Raw genomic sequence first — 3,249 nt, forward strand, 5'->3', positions numbered from 1 at the left:
GGCTAGATCACCCGGTTTCGGGTCTAATCCGACGAACTGAACGCCCTGTTCAGACTCGCTTTCGCTGCGCCTACGCCTATCGGCTTAAGCTTGCTCGTCAGATTAAGTCGCTGACCCATTATACAAAAGGTACGCGGTCACCCAGGACGAACCTTGAGCTCCCACTGTTTGTAAGCATTCGGTTTCAGGTGCTATTTCACTCCCCTCGTCGGGGTGCTTTTCACCTTTCCCTCACGGTACTTGTTCACTATCGGTCGCTGAGGAGTACTTAGGCTTGGAGGGTGGTCCCCCCACGTTCAGACAGGATTTCACGTGTCCCGCCTTACTCATGTCCCAACTGTTTGCAGATCCGTACGGGGCTATCACCCATTAATGCGTGGTTTCCCAACCACTTCCGGTAACTTACAGTCAGGCACTGGCCTGGTCCGCGTTCGCTCGCCACTACTAACGGAGTCTCGTTGATGTCCTTTCCTCCAGGTACTTAGATGTTTCAGTTCCCTGGGTTAGCTTTGAACCCCTATGTATTCAGAGTTCAATACCTTCATGTGACAATTCGTAGTGCAACAACAGCTGCAAGCTTGCGCTCACCTCTGCGGTCACAATACGAATTGTCGAAGGTGGGTTTCCCCATTCGGAAATCCGCGGATCAAAGCTCATTCGCAGCTCCCCACGGCTTATCGCAGCGTATCACGTCCTTCATCGCCTCTCAGCGCCAAGGCATCCACCGAATGCTCTTAAGGCACTTGATCGTTCTCATGATCGATGTCCGCAGATTCACATCTGCAAGACAATGATCGGAAAGACCATTTTTGCTTGCCGAATAGACCCGCGTAAGACGAGCGCAGATGGTGTCCGCACATCGAATGTCGCTGGGTAGCGACGTCCGCAAATCTATTCCCTCTTCACAATGACAAACAGCGTTACTTATCGTCGTTCGCGAGAACGACAATCAGCAAAACCTGAATTTCCGGGCGTTATTGGTGGAGCCAGACGGGATCGAACCGACGACCTGAAGCTTGCAAAGCTACCGCTCTCCCAACTGAGCTATGGCCCCGATCCAAACCTGACGGCTTGAACAAAGCTGGTGGGCCTGGGAGGATTTGAACCTCCGACCTCACGCTTATCAAGCGCGCGCTCTAACCAACTGAGCTACAGGCCCAAGGCAAAGCACTCGAAACTATTAAGCTTCGAGGCGCGGCCAAAGACCTAAAGCGTTGGCCCAGAATACGTGGAGACAAGCCCTATGCTTATCGATCCAGCGTATTCGCCCGGAAAAGAAAGAGAAACGAAGACGGCGAAGTCCCGCATGTCGAGGCCTGATTTGGCCTCTTTGTTCAAAGGGGATCAAAGGGTTTCGATCATCCAAAGGACAATCTAGCCGATAAGATCCGACCTTAGAAAGGAGGTGATCCAGCCGCAGGTTCCCCTACGGCTACCTTGTTACGACTTCACCCCAGTCGCTGAGCCTACCGTGGTCGCCTGCCTCCTTGCGGTTAGCGCGACGCCTTCGGGTAAACCCAACTCCCATGGTGTGACGGGCGGTGTGTACAAGGCCCGGGAACGTATTCACCGTGGCATGCTGATCCACGATTACTAGCGATTCCACCTTCATGCACTCGAGTTGCAGAGTGCAATCTGAACTGAGACGGCTTTTTGGGATTAGCACCGGATCGCTCCTTCGCTGCCCATTGTCACCGCCATTGTAGCACGTGTGTAGCCCAGCCTGTAAGGGCCATGAGGACTTGACGTCATCCCCACCTTCCTCGCGGCTTATCACCGGCAGTCCCCCTAGAGTTCCCAACTGAATGATGGCAACTAGGGGCGAGGGTTGCGCTCGTTGCGGGACTTAACCCAACATCTCACGACACGAGCTGACGACAGCCATGCAGCACCTGTGTTCCGGCCAGCCGAACTGAAGAGGTACATCTCTGTTCCTCAAACCGGACATGTCAAAAGCTGGTAAGGTTCTGCGCGTTGCTTCGAATTAAACCACATGCTCCACCGCTTGTGCGGGCCCCCGTCAATTCCTTTGAGTTTTAATCTTGCGACCGTACTCCCCAGGCGGAATGCTTAAAGCGTTAGCTGCGCCACTGAGGTGCATGCACCCCAACGGCTGGCATTCATCGTTTACGGCGTGGACTACCAGGGTATCTAATCCTGTTTGCTCCCCACGCTTTCGCGCCTCAGCGTCAGTATCGGACCAGTTGGCCGCCTTCGCCACTGGTGTTCTTGCGAATATCTACGAATTTCACCTCTACACTCGCAGTTCCACCAACCTCTTCCGAACTCAAGACTCTCAGTATCGAAGGCAATTCCAGGGTTGAGCCCTGGGCTTTCACCCCCGACTTAAGAGTCCGCCTACGCGCCCTTTACGCCCAGTGATTCCGAGCAACGCTAGCCCCCTTCGTATTACCGCGGCTGCTGGCACGAAGTTAGCCGGGGCTTATTCTTCCGGTACAGTCATTATCTTCCCGGACAAAAGAGCTTTACAACCCTAAGGCCTTCATCACTCACGCGGCATGGCTGGATCAGGCTTGCGCCCATTGTCCAATATTCCCCACTGCTGCCTCCCGTAGGAGTTTGGGCCGTGTCTCAGTCCCAATGTGGCTGATCATCCTCTCAGACCAGCTACTGATCGTCGCCTTGGTGAGCCATTACCTCACCAACTAGCTAATCAGACGCGGGCCGATCTATCGGCGATAAATCTTTCCCCCGAAGGGCGTATCCGGTATTAGTCCAAGTTTCCCTGAATTATTCCGAACCGAAAGGTACGTTCCCACGTGTTACTCACCCGTCTGCCACTAGTATCCGAAGATACCCGTTCGACTTGCATGTGTTAAGCCTGCCGCCAGCGTTCGCTCTGAGCCAGGATCAAACTCTCAGATTGTATACTGAGTTTGTTCCGGCAATCGCTGCGTATTGACGGAGTCATTGCTTGACGACCCAGGCTTTCACCCAAATCATCAGCGATGGCTCTTGTAAAACGCAGCACACCGAAGTCTCGTTCGACTTAGCCTAAGCTAAGTCCGCAAGAACTCCGCCGTCCACGTTTCTCTTTCTGTCTTCAGTTTTCAAACAGCGACATCTCACAGAGACAAGCCTGCGTACCGATTGCTCGGCTACAAAGCCCAAAGGTCTCAATGAAGCGTGGGAGGCGGCGGCGCCAGCGGCGTCGCCGTCTCGATGGCCGCTGTATAGGCCCCACCTCCCAAGCCTGTCAACAACCAACGTGAAACTTTTTAGACAGCG

General features: G+C 54.0%; 2 tRNA genes and 2 rRNA genes (1 of these 4 running past the window's edge). All 4 read right to left on the minus strand.

Annotation, left to right across the window (positions count from 1 at the left end):
- Positions 1-749, minus strand: a 23S ribosomal RNA gene (locus ACSQ3P_RS31615) (it extends 2,068 nt beyond the left edge of the window).
- Positions 750-978: 229 nt separating this feature from the next.
- Positions 979-1,054 (minus strand) — tRNA-Ala (locus tag ACSQ3P_RS31620).
- 28 nt (positions 1,055-1,082) lie between these two features.
- Positions 1,083-1,159: transfer RNA gene (locus ACSQ3P_RS31625), tRNA-Ile, on the minus strand.
- A 239-nt stretch (positions 1,160-1,398) separates the two neighbouring features.
- Positions 1,399-2,887, minus strand: a 16S ribosomal RNA gene (locus tag ACSQ3P_RS31630).
- Together the 16S and 23S rRNA genes with 2 tRNA genes alongside form the textbook arrangement of a ribosomal RNA operon.
- Between the last annotated feature and the right edge of the window lie 362 nt (positions 2,888-3,249).

The organism is Allobosea sp. LjRoot9 (genome assembly GCF_964252745.1).
Lineage (GTDB): Bacteria > Pseudomonadota > Alphaproteobacteria > Rhizobiales > Beijerinckiaceae > Allobosea.